The organism is Shewanella sp. GD04112 (genome assembly GCF_029835735.1).
GTDB lineage: Bacteria > Pseudomonadota > Gammaproteobacteria > Enterobacterales > Shewanellaceae > Shewanella.
The window spans coordinates 2,699,896-2,712,130 of sequence record NZ_JAOEAL010000001.1 but is presented as its reverse complement, the minus strand read 5'-3'; the positions used below and the strand labels follow the sequence as shown (position 1 = coordinate 2,712,130).

General features: G+C 46.9%; 13 protein-coding genes. 4 read left to right on the top strand and 9 right to left on the bottom strand.

Features of this window, described 5'->3' with window-relative positions; genetic code table 11:
- The first annotated feature begins 151 nt into the window (after positions 1-151).
- Both N7386_RS12030 and N7386_RS12025 read left to right on the top strand, forming a co-directional pair.
- Positions 152-616: a hypothetical protein gene (locus tag N7386_RS12030; protein ID WP_041413047.1), complete on the top strand. Its 465-nt coding sequence runs from the start codon at positions 152-154 to the stop codon at positions 614-616.
- Positions 617-709: 93 nt separating this feature from the next.
- A complete protein-coding gene (locus tag N7386_RS12025; protein WP_244096561.1) occupies positions 710-1,066 on the top strand; it encodes a hypothetical protein in 357 nt (118 codons plus the stop codon).
- A gap of 142 nt (positions 1,067-1,208) precedes the next feature.
- Here N7386_RS12025 and crr read toward each other — a convergent pair whose 3' ends face one another.
- The 5 genes from crr to N7386_RS12000 all read right to left on the bottom strand — a co-directional run bounded on the left by crr (position 1,209) and on the right by N7386_RS12000 (position 6,001).
- A complete protein-coding gene (gene crr, locus N7386_RS12020) occupies positions 1,209-1,718 on the bottom strand; it encodes a PTS glucose transporter subunit IIA (protein WP_011622534.1) in 510 nt (169 codons plus the stop codon).
- Between the two features lie 72 nt (positions 1,719-1,790).
- Positions 1,791-3,494 (bottom strand): phosphoenolpyruvate--protein phosphotransferase, encoded by a 1,704-nt coding sequence (gene ptsP, locus N7386_RS12015; RefSeq protein ID WP_011717206.1) that lies wholly within the window; start codon positions 3,492-3,494, stop codon positions 1,791-1,793.
- A 32-nt stretch (positions 3,495-3,526) separates the two neighbouring features.
- Positions 3,527-3,784, bottom strand: coding sequence for an HPr family phosphocarrier protein (locus N7386_RS12010; protein WP_011717205.1), 258 nt, complete (start codon positions 3,782-3,784; stop codon positions 3,527-3,529).
- A 23-nt stretch (positions 3,785-3,807) separates the two neighbouring features.
- On the bottom strand, positions 3,808-4,203 hold the full coding sequence (locus tag N7386_RS12005; protein ID WP_011717204.1) for an ACT domain-containing protein: 396 nt from the start codon (positions 4,201-4,203) through the stop codon (positions 3,808-3,810).
- A 160-nt stretch (positions 4,204-4,363) separates the two neighbouring features.
- A complete protein-coding gene (locus N7386_RS12000) occupies positions 4,364-6,001 on the bottom strand; it encodes a methyl-accepting chemotaxis protein (protein WP_011717203.1) in 1,638 nt (545 codons plus the stop codon).
- Between the two features lie 349 nt (positions 6,002-6,350).
- Here N7386_RS12000 and N7386_RS11995 point away from each other — a divergent pair, with 349 nt between their 5' ends.
- Together N7386_RS11995 and N7386_RS11990 are read left to right on the top strand one after the other, a co-directional pair.
- Positions 6,351-7,067, top strand: coding sequence for a DUF3334 family protein (locus N7386_RS11995; RefSeq protein WP_011717202.1), 717 nt, complete (start codon positions 6,351-6,353; stop codon positions 7,065-7,067).
- A gap of 217 nt (positions 7,068-7,284) precedes the next feature.
- Entirely contained in the window at positions 7,285-8,331 is a 1,047-nt protein-coding gene (locus N7386_RS11990; RefSeq protein WP_279768675.1) for a LacI family DNA-binding transcriptional regulator, read from the top strand.
- 104 nt (positions 8,332-8,435) lie between these two features.
- Here N7386_RS11990 and N7386_RS11985 read toward each other — a convergent pair whose 3' ends face one another.
- The 4 genes from N7386_RS11985 to N7386_RS11970 form a co-directional block, all read right to left on the bottom strand.
- Positions 8,436-9,074 (bottom strand): 3'-5' exonuclease, encoded by a 639-nt coding sequence (locus N7386_RS11985; protein ID WP_041412652.1) that lies wholly within the window; start codon positions 9,072-9,074, stop codon positions 8,436-8,438.
- A 170-nt stretch (positions 9,075-9,244) separates the two neighbouring features.
- Positions 9,245-10,552, bottom strand: a complete 1,308-nt coding sequence (locus tag N7386_RS11980) for a PAS domain-containing methyl-accepting chemotaxis protein (protein ID WP_279768670.1) — start codon at positions 10,550-10,552, stop codon at positions 9,245-9,247.
- 533 nt (positions 10,553-11,085) lie between these two features.
- On the bottom strand, positions 11,086-11,739 hold the full coding sequence (locus tag N7386_RS11975) for a class I SAM-dependent methyltransferase (protein WP_011717198.1): 654 nt from the start codon (positions 11,737-11,739) through the stop codon (positions 11,086-11,088).
- An 80-nt stretch (positions 11,740-11,819) separates the two neighbouring features.
- On the bottom strand, positions 11,820-12,215 hold the full coding sequence (locus N7386_RS11970) for a hypothetical protein (protein WP_011717197.1): 396 nt from the start codon (positions 12,213-12,215) through the stop codon (positions 11,820-11,822).
- Positions 12,216-12,235: the final 20 nt, after the last annotated feature.

Here is a 12,235-nt window from a genome sequence, read left to right as displayed (position 1 = left end):
AGTCAGCCAAATTGCTGTAAAAACAACCCGGAAACGTCAACACGCCCTAGTAACAGTGTTAGCATTTTTAACCCTATGATAAATTTGCCTTAATAAAATCATGTCTCGGCAAAGAACCGCAATGCCAGACATCTTGCAGCAGGGACAGGGCATGAGTATTTGGAAAGAGTTATACGACATTTTTGATAAAGAGCGCAGCCGCTGGCAGCAATCTACGGCGGGTAAGCAGGCCATCAGCTTCGAATTAAAGGCTAATTTAGGCTTTCTCGCCGATGCCTTGAGCAGTGGTTTACCGCAACAGGCGATAATTCAAGGGCTTGAGTGCACTCTCTTTGAGGCAAAAATCAAAGAGGGTTTAGCGCTGACCAGCCTGAATCGTCGTAAAGTGACACTGAAATTTATCGGTGAATTTGCCGAGTTTGCTAAATATGTGGGTAAAGAGAATGCCGAGTTGGTGGAGAATGCCTACTCAAAAATCAAATCTTTACAAAAGCTCGCATCGGCAAAACCCGATAACAGTTATGATCTTAAAATTAAATCACTGTTTCGGTTTTTGGTGTTTATCGTGGCACATCTTGAGGAGCGTCCGCTCACTCGTCAATCTGCTAAAGGTTAATTTTTTACACGGGATTGAGCTTGAGTGTCGGGCACTACAAAGACGATTACCAATCCAAAGTGCTGCCAGCAGGAGAGTGTTTCAAGGATGAAGATGAATAATACTAAGTGGCGAGAATGTTTGAGTATCTTGGCCGCGCATCGGGTTTATCTGCAACTGCGCTTAGTGGGAGATGCTGATTTTTCGCTGGATTATGAAGCCGCTTATCGAGTGATTAGCCAGATTGATTCTCGAGATTTTGTGTTTGTCCGCAAGACCATCCCCTATAAAGACATTGCCGCGCTGCGGATTGTGAAGGATGCATTTCCCGCCGCCGAGACGCATAACTTAAACCAAGCAAGTGCGACGCTTTTTACTGCAGAACTTGCTGAGTTAAGAGGTAAGCTGATGCAACTGGGGCAATTACCGCTGACAGAAGATGACGAGTCTATCCTGATCACGGCTTATTGATGCCGCGAATCGGCGCTGGCGAAAACAGTTGAGCAAACCCTGATGTCAGTGGTGGAGAGCTGTGCGTTGTTTGGGAGAGCGACTGGCAGGCAAGGGGCTCTGCCAGTGATCGTTCGTAAGCGGGCGGTAAAGCGATTAACGGTTAAAGCTGAACAGTAAAAATCGCGTCTTTACCTGCGGTGACGCTACCTTGGGCCTTATCTAAGTATTTCACATCTTCCATATTGGCCAGCACAACGGGAGTGAGTAGGCTATCTACTTGATCTTTTAGGTAATCAATATCAAAAGACAGAATAGGATCGCCCACTTTGACCTCTTGGCCTTCCTCCGCTAAACGGCTAAAACCTCGCCCCCTTAGCTCAACGGTACCAACGCCAAAGTGCACGAAAAGCTCTAATCCCTGTGGCGACTCAATACTAAAAGCATGATTAGTCTCAAAAATTTTACCTATGGTGCCATCGATTGGGGCGACAATCGTGTCTCCCTTGGGGGCGATGGCGATACCATCACCCACAATTTTCTCTGCAAATACCACATCGGGGACCTTTTCAATGGCCACAATTTCTCCGTTCACTGGGGCGTAAACCATAATGCCGCCAGCCAGTTGTGGTTGCCCTGATACCAATCGCCTTATTCGGCTTAAAAATCCCATTATCCTGTGCCCCTTCGCTTGTTTTTGTTGTTATCTTTTTAGTCTGTAAAGCAGCATAACCAATAAAATGTATTATTTATAGCTTGTTATACACTGCTGTAGTTCTGAAATTCTATTCTGTTGCATGGCGGTGTGCGCTAACGCAGAAAATTTCGTCAATTGCCCTTGGCAAACGGCGGCCTTTACCTCCAGCAATGCGCTTAAGTTTACGCTGAGTTCATCGAGTCCCATACCGATAAGGAGCGGGACCATCAGCGGCGAGCTGGCAAGTTCGCCACAGAGTGACACTTTGACTCCAGCGGCTTTGGCTTGGTCGACGGTCATCTTGATGAGCCCTAAAATCGCCGGTGACAGGGAAGGATAATCCCGTGTCAGTTGTGGATTTGTGCGATCCGCCGCCATGGCATATTGGGTTAAGTCATTGGTGCCTATGCTCACAAAATCTAATCTTGGCAGCATAGAAGCAAGATTCATCACGGCGGCGGGGGTTTCAACCACTATGCCGTAACTGAGTTCGCCGAAGCCTTTTTCTTCCTCTTCGAGGGCGTCTTGGCATTCGGCGATGAGGGCAAAAATCTGATCGAGTTCTTCAACCTGATTCACCATGGGAAACATGAGTCGAATGGGGCCATGGTTGGCTGCTCGCAAAATCGCCCTAAGCTGGGTCTTAAACAACTCAGGATGCGCCAAGGTATATCTAACTCCGCGTAGCCCAAGGGCGGGATTGTCCTCGACCTCCTGGCAGAGGCAGGGCAGCTCTTTATCGGCACCAATATCTAAGGTTCTGATCGTAAAGGTTTTACCACCTAACGCATGCAAGGCTTCGCAGTATAGATTGTATTGCGCTTTTTCATCCGGCAGTGTACTGGTGTGCATCAGCATAAACTCGGTGCGAAACAGACCAATACCATCGGCACCCACATCGCCAACATGGGTGATATCGTTCAAGTTGCCCACGTTGGCCATCAGGCCTACGAGGTGGCCATCTTGGGTCTTGGCGGGCACATCTCGGTACGCTTGCAGGGCGGCGCGTCTGGCTTGCTCATGGTGCAATGTGACGGTTAAGCGTGCCTGTAGCTCGGGTGCTGGGTTAACAAAAAGCTCACCACTGAGGGCATCGAGCACCAGTGGTGTGCCATTGGGAATAAACTCGGCATCGAACTGGCAGCTAAGAATAGCGGGGATCCCCGCCGCGCGGGCTAAAATCGCCGTATGGCTGGTTAAGCCGCCGGTTTTAAGTACTATGCCGCTGAGCTGCTCTTTAGGTAATAACGCAAATTCGGCGGGAGTGAGATCTTGCGCCAGGAGGATCGTCGGCTCAGTTAACTGGGCTAAGCCTTGATCTAAGCGACCGTTAATAGCCGTGACTAATCGCTGGCCTAGGCATCGTACATCTTGGGCACGATTGGCAAGATAGGGATCGTCTAAGGATTCAAGCTCATTCGCCTGATGGGCGAAGATCCGCTCAACCGCTACACTGGCAGATAACTGCAGGGTGCGGATCGCTTCCTTCACTTGGTCGATAAGCTCTTCGTCCTCAAGCAGTAACAAATCGGCTTCAATTAACTGATAGTTTTCGCTTTGTGGGTCGAGCTTAGTTTGGCTGTGGCTGAGTTGTTGCTGCAGTGCCTGTAGGGCTTTAACAAATTTACTCTGTTGCTGCGGGATCCGTGATAGGGGAATAGGGCGATAATCGAGGTGGTGTTCGGCCTGGGTAAGGTGGAGCGCCTGTCCGAAGGCAATCCCCGATGACACTATGATCCCCGTAATCGACATATTCGTTCCTATCAAGCTGGCTAAGATGCCGTTTAACTTAAAGTGATGAGCAGTTCCGAGACTTTCTCGACCGCTTCCTGTGCCTGCTCACCTTCGGCAAACACTTTGACGGTGACGCCATGATACAGGCCTAATGTTTGCAATTTAAATAAGCTTTTGGCACTGGCCTGTTTGCCATTGCATTCAACTAGCACATCGCAGTTGAAGGTTTTCGCTTCTTTCACTAACAGGGCGGCTGGGCGGGTATGAATACCATGTTTTGCGGTGATAGTGACAGATTTTTCGTACATAGTGGTTTAACTCTTTAGCAATATTATGGCGCTTCGTTCGACTCAATAATCTTGTAACCCGCCTTTTTTAAGGCGGCAACGGCGCTTTGGAGGCAATTTTTCTTGACCAAAATATAGTCGGTATCGAAGGTGGAAAGGGCAAAAATACTGATCTGCACATCGGCTAAGGTACCGGATATTTTCGATAAAATGCCTGTCATCGAAAATCCCAGCGGGCCTAAGACTTCAAAACAGCACCAATGGGGTTCTTGCTCTAAACTGTCGAGCTCAAGTTCACTCGATACCACGACTGTCAGCCCTTCCTCGGTTCGGCCGATAAAGTACACTTCTTCGGCAAAGACTTCGCTAGGTAATTGAGCATTAGGACTAAAACTATGGATGGTATACTGCCGCAGGTGAACGGCTAAGGTCATGCGCATGGACGTTCCTCAATCGGCAATAGGGTAAAGTCATATCCTAGTTTATAGCATGGATACCCGTCTAGATTGCATCTAACCTAGTTGAGTGAAGTATTTTAAACTAAAAGAGGACGTTCTAATACGTCCTCTTTTATGGCGGTTGCTTATCTCGTCCTGCGAACTAGATTTTGAATTGGCCTAAGGTATGAGACATATCTTGGCTGATATCCTGCAATGACTGTGCCGCGCGGCTGTTACCTTCGTTAGCTTTGACTGAGACTTCGGTTAATTCCGAAATATTACAGATATTGCGGTTGATTTCCTCCGTCACCAGCGACTGCTCCTCGGTCGCACTCGCGAGCTGGGTGTTCATATCGCTGATATGGGCGATAAGCTGCAAAATCGCCGCCATGGCATTACCCGCTTCGCGGGCTTTGGCTTGTAATTCATCGGATTGAGTCTGTGTTTGGCTATTACTCTTCATTACAGAGTTCACGCCCATTTGAATATCCGAGATGATTTTTTGGATCTCGTTGGTAGAGTCTTGGGTGCGATTGGCCAGTGCGCGCACTTCATCGGCGACCACGGCAAACCCGCGGCCATGGCTCCCCGCGCGGGCGGCTTCGATGGCTGCATTGAGAGCTAACAGGTTCGTTTGTTCGGCAATAGAGCGAATGACATCGAGGATACTGCCAATTTGCGCCGAGGATTGTCCGAGTTTTTGGGTGATCACTTCTGATGCCCTTAGCTCTTGCACCAGTTTTTCGGTATCACGCACCGTATCATCGATTACCGCTTGGCTTTGCTGCGCCTGATTCTTCACACTGTTGGCTGCATCGGCAGCCTGCTGGGTGTTGCTCGCCATCTCATGGGTGGTTGAAAGCATTTGATTCACGGCGGTGGCTACGCTACCGGTTTCACGGTGGATATGCTCTGCGCTTTGGTTCGACTCTTCAACGGCCAGCATTAACTGCTTGGCATCATTGTCGAGGGACTGGCCCAATGGCTGTAAATGACCCACCATGTCGCCAATTTTCTGGGCAAACAGGTTAAAGGCGTGGGCAAGGTGCGCCACTTCATCCTTGCCTTGGGTGCTTAAACGCTGGCTAAGGTCGCCTTCGCCTTGGGCGATATCCTCAAGCGCATCGATAGCGTCGTTTAACGGTGAGGTAATGGAGTGATTCAGCACCAGGAAAAACGCGAAAATCGGTACAGAAATTAAAAACATGATAATCAGATAATCGATGATCACGGCTTTAAGACTTTGTTTCACATCGCTTAAGTAAGCACCAGTGATGAGCGTCCAGCCCCATTCAGGATAATAACGGGCTTCGACCAGCTTATCTTCAATGTTCTTCGACACGGGATTTGCAATTGGATATTCGAGCATGGTTTTGCCGTTTTGGCGGGCTAGCGGCAACATAGTGGCAAGGGGATTCGTGCCATTTTGCAGCTTAAAATTGAGCGCCGATGTGCCAATAAGATCGCTGCGTTCGCCATGGGCGAGGATCTGATTATTATCATCGATCACAATAAAGTAGCCGACACCGGCGTAACGGGTTTGGTCAATCAGGTTTGCCGCCGCTTGTTGCGCTTCTGCTTCTGACAGCTTGCCGCTTAGGGCATCTTGGCGATGAATATCGATTACACTGAGGAGGCTGCCGAGCTGGCCATCAATCTGTTGCCACTTTTGCTCAATAAGATTGCTGTATTGCTCTTTAATGGAAAAACTCGCAAAACACACAGTACCTATAGCCGCCATCACTAACATCATCATCAGTCGTTGGAGAATAGTGAATCGGCGCAAGAATGTGATCATGTGGGGTCCTTTAGGCGCAAAAAGAATGGTGTCCAATATACCTTCGAATCGGTATCAAATGAATCAAACTTGAGTTTATTTCGTGTAAAGACGTTAAGAATATTGGGATTCTTTGATCTTAAGCAGAATATTGTTTAGCACTGTGACTGATTGATGCTTTTATCGCTAATTCGTGTATCACCAAGGCGAATAAGACGTTAGACTGAATCGCGTATTTTATGAAATTCAAGTAGTTAGCCTTTAGATATACTTAATATTTCAGAGCCAGACTGCTAATTAATTGTTTTGGTTTTGATTTTTTATGCTTTTACGCGCAAGATTAATCATCGGTTTAGTTTGAGAATGGATTATGACAACAAACACTATTGTGACTTCGGATGATATTTTACTGAAGTTATGCCACTCGGTCGCCCATGTGTTATCGAGCACCAGTGCCAGCCATGTGAGCCACGCGGGCATGGTGCAAAGCATTACTCGCACCCGCTTAAAACCCGACCTAGGCTGTTTTTCGATTTTTGATGGCGGCTTTTCAGGGTTAGTGGTAATCAACTTTTCAGCCCCAGCGGCCATCGAAATCTATCGCCGCTATATGCTCAATATGGGCATGCCAGAGGAAGAGCTCGCCTTTTCCCACACGTCCGATGAAGTGGGGAACGTGATGGGCGAGTTGATGAACCAAATCTTGGGCGACTTTATTAATAAGGTTTCCAAGGAACTGCAAACCTCTATCAGCCAAAGTCAGCCTAAAATGTTAACCATAAACAAAGAGTTGACGATTTCTATCGATGCAAACTTAGACGATGCTGTCGCAAGACGCGTGTCCTTTAAAACTGAAAATAATCATATTTTCTACCTCGAATTTGCCATGGATAAGACCGAGTTTATAAAACTCGATGAGTTTGAATACGACGAAGAGTTCGACCCTGACAGCTTGCTCGAACAACATGGTCTTGGCGCTAATGCGTCTTCGCACCCAGATACCGCATCACCCTGGAGCCGTATGACGGATAAACCCGCCATCGCCAGTACGAATGCCGATGATTTGCTCGATGAGTTAGGAATTTAACTTTTGTTTAGCGCTGTTGGGTGTCGGTATAAGCCTTAGTTGTATCGACACTGCTTTGTTAGCATGGGTGAGGGCGTTTGTTGTACAAGCTTTGCAGCCATTTTCATCAAGGTTTTCATCCCTGCTAACTTGTTAGTCAGTTGTAAACCCTTCGGCTATACAAGTCATTCGAACTGTTTTAGTATCGCCTCAAAATAATAATTATGGTGACCTTGCTATGGCATCGAAAGCGACCTCGATTGATATTGCTTATCGTGCTGGTGTATCCCAGTCTACGGTTTCCCGAGCCCTGAGAAATAGTCCGTTAGTCAATTTAGAAACCCGTCAACGGATCCAAGCGATTGCGAAAGAACTCAACTACAAAGTCGATAAAAACGCCAGTAATCTACGCACCCAAAATAGCCACACCTTAGCCCTGTTGTTGTGTGAAGATCCCACCAATGATGATTCACTGATCAATCCCTTTTTTCTGTCGATGTTAGGCTCAATCACGCGGGCAACGGCGCAGCAAGGTTATGATTTACTCGTGTCATTTCAACAGCTTTCCAGTGATTGGCATGCCGATTATGAAGATAGCAATAAAGCCGATGGCATTATCTTGTTGGGGTACGGCGACTACATGGATTACGAGCAAAAGCTCGAAAAGTTGCTGGCACAGAACACCCATTTTGTGATTTGGGGCGCCGAGCATAACAATAAATCCGTGTTATCCATCGGCTGCGATAATCACCAAGGCGGCTTAATTGCCACTGAGCATTTAATTTCCCTCGGTCGTAAGGATTTTGCATTCCTAGGCGGGGCATCGAGTCATTGCCCTGAATTTAGGGACAGATATTTAGGCCATGTCAAAGCATTGCAAACCGCCGGGCTGACAGTCGATCCTCGTCGGCAGATTTCGGCGATTAGCACTGAGGGGGCGGGTTACTATGCTACTTTGGAGTTGCTCGATAAAGGATTGAATTTCGACGCGATTTTTGCCGCCAGTGATTTAATCGCCATAGGTGCGATCCGCGCCTTAAAAGAGAAGGGGATTTTAGTGCCCGAGCAAGTCGCAGTCGTCGGGTACGATGATATTCCCGTGGCAAGCTTTGCCAATCCGCCGCTAACCACCATTAAGCAAAATACCCAGTTAGCGGGGGAGATTTTAGTGGAAAGTCTACTTAAGCTTATTCGTGGTCAAGCGGTGAGCCCGCAGTTGATCCCAACGACATTAGTGGTACGTAGCTCCTGCGGGATTGACTGTACGCCGCTTGCGCTTGCTTAAGTCGCATCTATTTTGATTGAATCATTAAGCCGAATGATTGATAACACTCGGCTTTTTTATTGATGCGCGATACTCATTTTGCCTGATGGAGGACCAAAATAGGGCTAACCTCTGGCGTATTGGCGTAAAAACTTAGGCACCTCGGCCTTTGTCTTAGCCATAATTTTCTGCATCAGGCTAAAGGGCGGCTCAGTGATCGCATACCCTTGTTTAAGATCAGCCAGCATGCGCAGCCATAAATGTCCGGTCATTTCCGCATCTGCCAAGGCGCGGTGATAAGTTCCGTTAGTCGGTAGCTGTTTATGGCGAACTAAGGTCGCGAGTTGATGATTAATGGCCTCAGGATATAAGCGCCTTGCCAGCAGTAACGAACAACCAAATTGGCCGGGATATTGATGGCCTATCTGGGAAAATTCGGCATCGAGAAAGCGTTGATCGAAGGTGGCATTGTGGGCAACTAAGTGATGTTTACCGATAAACTCAGCAAAGCGGGCCATGACTTCTGCACAGGGCGCCGCATGGGCGAGCATCTGATTGCTGATCCCTGTGTAATCTTCAATAAAACTGTTTATCCGAAACCCCGGATTCATTAACTCAGAAAAGCGCGCGGTAATTTGCCCTTGCTCAATTAATACTGCGCCAATTTCAATGGCACGTGCTCCTTGATTGGGTGAAAGCCCAGAAGTTTCAAAATCGAGTACGACCACAGTATTGGCAGGCGAATAGGTTGGCGTTTTAGACATAGGCTCCACACATATCAACGTAAGTCGCAGAGGACATTCAAACGTTGGCATTGTAACAGAGTCATGGCACGAGTTCGCACGGTTTTATCCATCCACAGCAAAAGAATACCGCTATTCACTGATGCTAACCTATTGTTAATTAAGTGTACTCTAAGGTTCATTACCGCTGATTAGGGCCTCAGCTGTTCAACCATAGCGACAAATTGGCTGACACCATTGCCGACATCGGCAAGGCCAGCGGCGACATGATTGATACTGTCCTCCCCATGCAATGCCACATTGGTGATGTTGCTCAGTTGATGATCGATGTTTTTGATTAGGTCGGTATTTTGTTGAACCACATTCGCGATTTCGCTGGTCGCCGTGGAGGTGCGAGAGGCTAACTTTCTGACCTCATCGGCTACGACGGCAAAACCTCGACCCAAATCGCCCGCTCTAGCCGCCTCAATCGCCGCATTAAGGGCGAGCAAATTGGTTTGTTCTGCAATGCCACGGATGGTGATCACTATGTCGTTGATATTTTTTGATTGTACGAGTAGCTCACCACCAATATTCGAGGCATTTTTAACTTGCTCGGCAATTTGATGCGAAGTACAGACGGCTTCGTTCAGCACTTGCACTGCATTTGTGGTGATTTGTGAGGTTTGCTCTGACGTCGCCGCCGCCATGTCCACCGCTTGCAGGGCGGTATTGACTCTATGGGAGATATCCGAAGCAAACTTTACGATCTTATACACCTTATTTGATGCATCACGGATCGGATTGTAGGTAGCTTCAAGCCAAATCACATTGTTATGTGCATCGATGCGTTTAAAGCGTCCGGTGAAGTGTTCGCCTGCGGCAAGTCGTTTCCAAAAGTCGGGTCTAATACGGTAAAACTCGTTGTCGCAGAACATCTTATGGTGCTTACCTTGGATTTCATCTAGTTGGTAATGCATGATATCCAAGAAGTTTTGATTCGCGGTGATCACTGTACCATCGGGTAAAAACTCAATAACGGCTTGGGAGCGATCGAGGGCATCGAGAATGGCATTCTTAGCAATGAGGTTAAGTTGTGACGCCGTAACATCATTGGCGATTTTGATGATTTTCACGACGTCACCCGCACTGTTTTTTACGGGGAAATAACTGGCCTCGACATAAACTGGGATGTGGTTTTTCTTTAAACGTTGGAATGTCCCCGTAAACGCATTGCCTGCAGCAAGTTCCTGCCAAAACTTTTGATATTCCAGCGAGCCCGAGTATTGCGTCGTACAAAACATTCTATGGTGTTTACCAAGGATTTCATTGGCACTGTAACCCATTACATCTAAGAAAATATCATTGGCTTCAATGATTTCACCCTTAGGTGTGAAACAAATATAGGCAGTGTAGGCACGAATCGCCGCCAGTTCATTCTCAAGCGTTTCGGCTGCTGTAAAACCTGATGAATGGTTGTTCGCATCCCTGTTATTTGATTTAACTTTCCACCAAAACATAATGTCATTCCTTTATTAATCATTTGGTTATTAACAAGAAAGCATCACAACGGCACTCTGCTATCTGCTTATACACCACAGGTTCATCAAACCTATATGTAGGAGTAAGGTTTAGACACGTCGTCGAATTAACCTATTATTAACATATAGTATGATGTTCTTTATATCCATCTGATATTCATTATATTTTTAGCTGATTGTTTAGTGTGCTATTTAGTCGCTCCGAATTGGCTTTCAACAAAAGCCTAGTCTGTCATGCTCCTATTTGCCGAGTTTATAAACAAAAAATCTACCCATGATCGACAAAGAGAAACAAACTGTGCCTTGATTGGATAGCTTCTTACGCTTGGTGGCTAACTAAGTGATGTTATTTTGTGCAGTAAAGGGCTGCGGTTCAACACAAAGGTGAAGCATTTTTACCTATAGATGATTAACGCAATATTGATAGGCCTTATCGGTTAATAGGGCGGTTGTGAGTGAATGATTAATGATTGCAATGGGCTACGTGTTTACTCGGTTTAGGGCTACTTATGCTAAGCACCCGCTTGCGCCAGAATAAAGAGATCCGTTGTTCCTTCAGATGCTGGAAAGAGCTGACGCTTGACATCTCGTATCTGAAAACCATTGGCCGCAAGTTGTTGTTCAATAAAATCATATTGATGGTAATGCACATAGACACTGTCGCCAGTGCTACCAGTTTGTAAACCAGAACGGCTATCTTCACCTTCCATGGTGCTAAGATACACAATGCCCTGCGGCGCAATCAGGGCGCGAAGATGTGCAAAAAACGCGACCAGATCCGTTTGGGATAAGTAAGGCAGTGCAAAGCCGCAGGCGATAAGATCAAACGGCGGCATGTTTCGGTCAATAAGCTTATGAAGATGACGGCAGTCCATGAGCTCAAAGTGACCCGAGGGGACATTTTGTTTCGCGAGCGAGATCATTTGCGGGGCGAGGTCGATACCAAAAACCGTTAATTTAGGTTCCTTCGCAACCAGATAGCGGCTGATACCGCCTGGCCCACAACTGATATCGAGTAGGCGACTATGTTCGGTGAGATAGCTCAGCAGGCAATCATAGCTTTGGGTGTATGGGGCAAATTCCAGATATTTGTCCTGATACTGTTTGGCATGTTTATCAAAGGTCGCCACTGTGATTTGATAGTTATCTTTTACTTGCGACTTCAAATCTTGCTTCCTTTATCAGTGACCAAAGACTTCGATGATAACCAGTCTAGTACAATGCATTTCAGCCCAACAAAGTGAGACTAGACGGGATAATCCAAATCGAGCTTGATATTGAGCCCTAACTGATAGGCGTGTTCTTGCATCAGCCTCGTCATTAACGCGGTATCCGTCAGTTGCGACAAGGTGATGGGGCGAGCTTCCCATCGCGGCGCGTGACCAGCATAGTTGCAATGGGCAAGATATAAGCGGTGCTGACTCTGATACAGGGTAAAAAAACGCATATCACAGTTTGCTGCAACGGTTAAATAAGGTTCAAAATCAAGCTCGTATACTTGCATTGCCTCAAATTCTGACCAACGAATGTAACGTGAGCATTCGTAGCATTGTGCGGGTAATTGCGCCTCAGCTTTAATGCCATCAAATAAATTGATGACATCTTGCATCTGGTGCAGTTTGATCATGGCTTGTTCCGTCAATCTTAAGATCCTTTTACTTG

What these genes read in the sequence shown, in the direction of transcription:
- crr (WP_011622534.1), bottom strand. Translation starts at nt 1,718, where the DNA reads ATGGGATTTTTAAGCCGAATAAGGCGATTGGTATCAGGGCAACCACAA.
- N7386_RS11990 (WP_279768675.1), top strand. Translation starts at nt 7,285, where the DNA reads ATGGCATCGAAAGCGACCTCGATTGATATTGCTTATCGTGCTGGTGTA.
- N7386_RS12025 (WP_244096561.1), top strand. Translation starts at nt 710, where the DNA reads ATGAATAATACTAAGTGGCGAGAATGTTTGAGTATCTTGGCCGCGCAT.
- N7386_RS11985 (WP_041412652.1), bottom strand. Translation starts at nt 9,074, where the DNA reads ATGTCTAAAACGCCAACCTATTCGCCTGCCAATACTGTGGTCGTACTC.
- ptsP (WP_011717206.1), bottom strand. Translation starts at nt 3,494, where the DNA reads ATGTCGATTACGGGGATCATAGTGTCATCGGGGATTGCCTTCGGACAG.
- N7386_RS11980 (WP_279768670.1), bottom strand. Translation starts at nt 10,552, where the DNA reads ATGTTTTGGTGGAAAGTTAAATCAAATAACAGGGATGCGAACAACCAT.
- N7386_RS12030 (WP_041413047.1), top strand. Translation starts at nt 152, where the DNA reads ATGAGTATTTGGAAAGAGTTATACGACATTTTTGATAAAGAGCGCAGC.
- N7386_RS12005 (WP_011717204.1), bottom strand. Translation starts at nt 4,203, where the DNA reads ATGCGCATGACCTTAGCCGTTCACCTGCGGCAGTATACCATCCATAGT.
- N7386_RS11995 (WP_011717202.1), top strand. Translation starts at nt 6,351, where the DNA reads ATGACAACAAACACTATTGTGACTTCGGATGATATTTTACTGAAGTTA.
- N7386_RS12010 (WP_011717205.1), bottom strand. Translation starts at nt 3,784, where the DNA reads ATGTACGAAAAATCTGTCACTATCACCGCAAAACATGGTATTCATACC.
- N7386_RS12000 (WP_011717203.1), bottom strand. Translation starts at nt 6,001, where the DNA reads ATGATCACATTCTTGCGCCGATTCACTATTCTCCAACGACTGATGATG.